This is a genomic window from Sphingobacterium sp. Ag1 (genome assembly GCF_000988325.1).
Lineage (GTDB): Bacteria > Bacteroidota > Bacteroidia > Sphingobacteriales > Sphingobacteriaceae > Sphingobacterium.
Genome location: NZ_LBGU01000030.1, coordinates 123963 through 130397 on the forward strand (window position 1 = coordinate 123963; position 6435 = coordinate 130397).

Annotated in this window: 6 protein-coding genes; all 6 read right to left on the minus strand. The window is 41.7% G+C overall.

Annotated elements, in window-relative coordinates:
- Positions 1-231 precede the first annotated feature (231 nt).
- The 6 genes from AAW12_RS07135 to AAW12_RS07160 all read right to left on the minus strand — a co-directional run bounded on the left by AAW12_RS07135 (position 232) and on the right by AAW12_RS07160 (position 6284).
- Entirely contained in the window at positions 232-822 is a 591-nt protein-coding gene (locus AAW12_RS07135) for a hypothetical protein (protein ID WP_046672917.1), read from the minus strand.
- Between the two features lie 5 nt (positions 823-827).
- Positions 828-1571, minus strand: coding sequence for a hypothetical protein (locus AAW12_RS07140; protein ID WP_046672931.1), 744 nt, complete (start codon positions 1569-1571; stop codon positions 828-830).
- Between the two features lie 352 nt (positions 1572-1923).
- On the minus strand, positions 1924-2187 hold the full coding sequence (gene rpmA / locus AAW12_RS07145) for a 50S ribosomal protein L27 (RefSeq protein WP_046672918.1): 264 nt from the start codon (positions 2185-2187) through the stop codon (positions 1924-1926).
- 44 nt (positions 2188-2231) lie between these two features.
- Positions 2232-2543, minus strand: a complete 312-nt coding sequence (gene rplU, locus AAW12_RS07150) for a 50S ribosomal protein L21 (RefSeq protein ID WP_028068281.1) — start codon at positions 2541-2543, stop codon at positions 2232-2234.
- Between the two features lie 160 nt (positions 2544-2703).
- Positions 2704-4746 carry a M13 family metallopeptidase gene (locus AAW12_RS07155; RefSeq protein ID WP_046672919.1) on the minus strand — a complete coding sequence of 681 codons (2043 nt, stop codon included), beginning with the start codon at positions 4744-4746 and terminating at the stop codon, positions 2704-2706.
- A gap of 29 nt (positions 4747-4775) precedes the next feature.
- Positions 4776-6284, minus strand: coding sequence for a bifunctional GNAT family N-acetyltransferase/carbon-nitrogen hydrolase family protein (locus AAW12_RS07160; RefSeq protein WP_046672920.1), 1509 nt, complete (start codon positions 6282-6284; stop codon positions 4776-4778).
- Between the last annotated feature and the right edge of the window lie 151 nt (positions 6285-6435).

Consider the following 6435-nt stretch of genomic DNA (forward strand, 5'->3'; position numbering starts at 1 on the left):
GGTTTGTAATTAAAGACTAAAATATAAAATAAGGTGTATACTTTACACTTTGACACTATAACTTTTTTATTACAGTTTAATTCTTAACATAATAGTCCATTCGTAATATCGATTTAGCCAGATGCCGGTTAGGATCCTCGGGAACTTAACTAGCCTGAAAATCAAGATCAATAAAAAAAGGTTTTCCATTTTCATGGAAAACCTTAATATCTTATCACAGTATACCCCTGTCTAAAGCAGGATCTTACGACTTACCGCTTTATCGATGGTAATATAACCCGGGTAGAATACCGACTGCCCTGCAATATTGATAGAAGGTTTCACTTTTAACGTAAATATTCCCTTTTTATTCTCATCGCTTGACATTAAAAAATCCTGCAGGTCCGAATTCTTCAACAAATCATAGATATTGGTCGCTATCCGCACATTGGCTATGGTAGATTCTCCGGGCTCTATTTGTAATGATTGATTGACAATCCCTTCCACAAGCTGCTGTCCACCATAAAGAATGATATACTGAAACTTATTAATGGATGCCTTTTTGAGCGTCGGATTGTCTATTTTAAGCCGGATAACTGCATTCAATGGAATATCTTTCCGCAAATAGGCCAATGCCAGGCTCGGCGCCGCTCCCAGGTCGATTTGATTATTCTTGATCAGTCGTTGCAGTGATGTTCCGGCCAACCGAATACTATCTACCGATTCCACATCGAACTTACATTTCGCCAAATTCTCGATCTGTGCCTTTTGTCGATTCACGCCGCAGCCGGAAATAAACAAACCCAGCAGAACCAAACATCCAAATAAAATTTTCTTGCTCATAATCCCTATTTTCCTCCAAATTTATATAAAACTCCCAGTGTAAACAATGGGTACCCTGCTTTTAAATAGGTATTACTTTTAAAACCGAATACCATACCGTTCGTATATTGCAGCTTCCATCCTTTCCCTAAGCCCATCCTTGTATAAAATACAGGTTCAATGAGCATATTGTCTTCTTTTTCTGCTGGAAGATTATCAATAGCAAAATTCTTCATCCGCATATTGCTCAACCGGATGATGGTACCATAATCGATATCATGCCGGTTGCCAAACAACTTCAGGGCATCCTTTTTCTCCGACGAAAAGTTTACCTGCACAAACACCTTATCAAAATCCATGTCCTGCGTTTCTACAATAGCCTGTCCCATCGTCGACGAACGTTTGTTTACGACACTTGTCGTGCCCAGTCCATACCCCCCGTAAACTTCAAATACACGATTATTTTTCCGACCAAAGCGTGTAAAATAGCCTATCCCTGCTTCCCCCATCTTTTGCGCATAGTCTTTAATATTGGATCGATTATCCACATAGGAACCATTGGCGATGACAGCCACATGATCAGTGACGGCTACCCCCAGGTTGGCCGATACATTAGCCTTTGTATTGATATTACCGGAAACATATACCTCGCCAGCTTCCGTAAACATCGGCGCTGAAGGCACATTGGGCATGTAAATCGAACTACAGGAATAAAATGAACAGGCAAATAACCCGGCACACAAACCATATCCAAACTTGTTGTATTTCATATGTAAGTATTTATTCAATCGTGCTTGCATCCAATGGTACTCCGGAATGTTTCGCCTATTGTCTTAAAAACACCTATCCTTTATAAAAATTGTACCAAAGCAGTTACATTTAACAGAAAATAACAATTTAAATAAAACCAAAACTTTAACGCGCTCATTACCAACTCCGATAAATTACCGAGACAGGTGCTCCGTGTGCTAACAGTATTGCGAACAGTCGCTCTGTTGAACGAAAGTGCAGCAAGTAGCATCCGATTTCGTTCATATTGCCCAAGGGCAGGTCCACGGGAGAACAGACACACAAAAAAAAGGCATCAATTTCTTGATGCCTTTCCAATATTGTTGCAAAACCTTACGCTTGTTCTGTAGGAACTACAGATACATAAGATTTATTGTTAGCTTTTTTACGGAAAACTACTTTACCGTCTACTAAAGCGAACAATGTGTGGTCTTTACCAATACCAACGTTTGTGTCAGGATTGTGTTGTGTACCGCGTTGGCGTACGATGATGTTACCAGCGATTGCTTGTTGACCACCGAAGATTTTGATACCTAAACGCTTGCTATGTGACTCACGGCCGTTCTTAGAACTACCCGCACCTTTTTTGTGTGCCATTTCTTTATCTTAATTTAAGACTATTTGTCTGATTAAAAATTCAATTATAACGTAATACCAGTGATCTGGATTTTAGAAAATTGTTGACGGTGACCGTTTTTCTTTTTGTAGCCTTTACGACGTTTTTTCTTGAAAACGATAACTTTATCGCCTTTTAAATGAGACAAAATTTTAGCCGAAACTTTTGCACCAGCAACGCTAGGTGTACCAATGGTAAATTTACCACCGTCTTCTGCTAACAATACATTGTCAAATTCAATACTAGCGCCTTCATCTCCTTGTAAACGGTGTACAAAAAGGAACTGGTCTTTTGCAACCTTAAATTGCTGTCCTGCTATATTTACTATTGCGTACATTGTTAATTAATTAAATGTGTTATTAAATGAAGGGCAAAAGTAATCAGTTTTTATCATAATTCAAAGACAAATTTACTTTTTCGTTTCCATTTAAACGTTATCAGTTGAACAGCATGACCTTAATCCGTATTAGGACAATGCTGTTCACGCCTGTTTCCACTTACCAAACCAAAATTCTTTTCTCAGGTGCCACATACATTTTTGCTGTAGGCTGTACATTAAATGCTTTATAGAAAGCCTCCATATTGTATACGGGACCATTTACCCGAAATTGTTCGGGGCTATGTGGATCAACTTTTAAACGTAGCCGCATGCGCTCATCGCTGCTCTTTACGCGCCACACTTGCGCAAAACTCAGGAAGAAACGTTGATCGGGGGTAAAACCATCAATCTTGTCCTGCCCCTGCCCTTGTTTGGTTAATTTAAAGGCATCATAGGCAATATTTAAACCGCCGATATCTGCCAGGTTTTCACCTAAAGTAAGCTCACCGTTTACATGTTGATTGTCCAACAGTGTAAAACCACCATATAACTTCGCTACCTGATTAGCGCGTTGCGTAAACTGTTTCGCATCCACTGCAGTCCACCAGTCATTCAAGTTGCCGTCTTTATCATATTGGCGCCCCTGATCATCAAAACCATGTGTCATCTCGTGTCCGATAACGGCACCGATAGCGCCATAATTGATTGCATCGTCCGCGTTGGCATCAAAGAAGGGGAACTGCAAGATGCCGGCCGGAAATACAATTTCATTATACGGCGGATTGTAATAGGCATTCACTGTGGGTGTTGTCATCAGCCATTCTGCCTTGTCAACCGGTTTACCGATTTTACCCACCATTTCTTTATAAGCATGCTTTGCAGCAGACTGCAAGTTGGCATAGTAGGTATCTTTGGCTACCTCCACGTCACTATAATCTTTCCACTTCTCCGGATAGCCAATTTTTTTGGTGAATGCTTCCAATTTTTCAATCGCTTTCTTTTTGGTTTCAGGCGTCATCCAGTCCAACTTCTCAATGCGGCTCTTGTAGACTTTCTGCAAATTGTCGACCAATTCGAGCATTCGTTTTTTTGCTTCGGGCTTGAAGTATTCATCCACATACAACTTGCCCACAATCTCGCCAAGATTCTCGTCCGCCGAGCTCACCATCAGCTTCCAACGCTCTTTCTCCTGCTTCTGACCATTCAGCGTTTTCCCGAATAATTCAAACTTTGCATCCCGGAAACCTTTGCTCAGGGCCGTCGCAGAAGCATTTGCCAGATCTGCTTTAAGCTTTGTTTTCCAGCTGTCTAAGGATTGTGATTTCAACAAATTATTTAAAGCAAGATAAAATTTGGGCTGCTGTACCAAAATCGTGTCGGTCTTCACATCCAAGCGTTGCAGAATATCTTTCCAGTTGAGGTTTGGCGTTTGCTTCTGAAACTCCTGTACCGCAAATTTATGGTAGTTTTTAATGGGATCCCGCAATTCTACCGGTGTAGCATGTGATTTGGCAATTTCTGTTTCCAAGCGCAGCACTTCCTCCGCCGACTTTTGGGCATTTGCCCCTTCACCGATCAGTCCGAATAACTTGACCAGATACGCGACATAGGCCTCCCGGATCTTCTTCGCTTTCTCATCCTGATCTAAATAATAACTTGCTTCAGGCAGGTTGAGTCCCCCCTGAAAAAATTGCAATGCATTCTTAGTGCTGATCCGGTCATCCGCGGCGACATAAAAGGTAAAAAGATCACCATCGCCCTCTTTAAATCCATCTGCAGCATACGCAATCAATTCATCAATACTTTTCAACCCATTGATTTTTTGAATGGTTCCTTCGATCGGTTTCGCGCCCAATTTATCAATCGTCACCGTATCCATACCACTCGCATAGAAATCGCCAGCTTTTTGCTGATCTGAACCTTTTTTGTTGTCGGACTTTGCGGCCCCTTCTAAAATAGATTTCAGGTTTGCCAGATTTTCGTCGGCGAGCACATAAAAGGAGCCCCATCCCGTTTCCGATGCCGGGATTTGCGTATTTTTCATCCAGCTTCCATTCGCATATTGGAAGAAATTATCTCCTGGATTCACCGTCGTATCCATACCTGAGACATCAAAAAAATTTGTGCGGACCTCCTGAGCAGTATCGCTTTTCTTATTTGACTGACATGACATCATCATTAAGACCATGGATAGCGTCCCCCATTTGACTTTTTGTATCATATTTTAAGAGATTAAAAGCGTATTTAAATTTACTTCAAAAGTTTCACTTCGTACAGATCCTTCCGCCTATCCTTCTTCACTTTAACAGTACCATACTCATGTAGGTCGCGCAGCGCATACAGGTCAACGTCGGCAATAAGCACCATCTCCGCATTCGGTGTCGCCTCGGCTTTGATGGCATTATTGGGAAAAGCAAAGTCTGAAGGAGTAAAAACGGCAGACTGCGAATACTGTATATCCATATTATTCACACGCGGCAAATTACCCACAGAGCCGGCAATAGCCACATAACATTCATTTTCTATCGCCCTGGCCTGCGCGCAGGTACGCACCCGGATGTACCCGTTTTGGGTATCCGTCATAAAGGGCACAAATAGAATCTGCATGCCCTGATCGGCCAAAATACGGCTCAGTTCAGGAAACTCGACGTCGTAACAGATCAACAGCCCTACTTTACCACAATCGGTGTCAAATACTTTCACTTCACTACCACCCACCATACCATAGTATTTAAATTCATTTGGCGTGATATGAATTTTTTTAAACTCATCCAGCTTACCGTTGCGATGACAGAGGTAGGAAACATTGTAGAGTTTTTTGTTTTCCATCAATGGCATGGAACCCGCAATGATATTAACGTTGTAGGATACAGCAAACTGTTGAATGCGGTCGATAATCTCGGAGGTATGCTGCGCAAGCCTTTCCATCGCCAGGCGCTCGGGAAGATCGTTATAAGGGCTCATGAGCGGCGTATTGAAAAATTCCGGAAACATGATAAAATCTGTTCCATAATCACTCACGGTATCCACAAAAAACTCAATCTGATCATAAAATGCCTCCAGATTATCAAACAAGCGCATCTGCCATTGCACCAGCCCCAAACGGATCGTCTGCTTGGTGGTCGAAATGGACCGTGTCTCTGACTCATAATAAATATTATTCCATTCCAACAGGGTAGCAAACTCCATCGATTCAGCATCTTCAGGCAGATAATGCTTGAGTATTTTTTTGACATGAAAATCATTTGAAAGCTGAAAGGTCAGCGTCGGATCATAGATCTCCTTGCGTTTGACTTTCTCGATGTAAACCCGCGGACTCATTTTATCCGCATAGTTATGGTAATTGGGAATACGGCCCCCGGCAACAATACATTTGAGGTTCATCTGTTCACACAGCTCCTTACGCGCATCATAGAGACGCCGGCCGAGACGTAACGCCCGATGTGCCGGATGAACAAACACTTCTATCCCGTAAAGGGTGTCTCCATCATCACTATGCTTGGTAAACTTACCGTCATCGATAATCTCATAATAGCTATCGTAAATATTATTCTTTTTTGAATTCAGGATAATGGACAAAGCACAGGCAACGACATGTCCATCAATCTCCACACATAATTGCCCTTCGGGAAATATATCAATCAAATCCTGAATATTTTCCTTTGACCAGGTCTCACCTGCACCATCATAAGCCTGTTCCATCGATCGTTTCAAATCAACATAATCCTTCTTTGTCAAGTTTCGCACTTGAATATCCATATAAATCTCCTTTTTGAATTAGTTATCTAAATTTAGTAAAAGTAAATGCCAAGTCCAAAACTAGCAATAGCCCACAGGCGAATATCAGATGGCACCCAACTTCATATTTTAGACAGTGCTTACTCAGTGATTGTTCAGTGCTCGTTCAGTG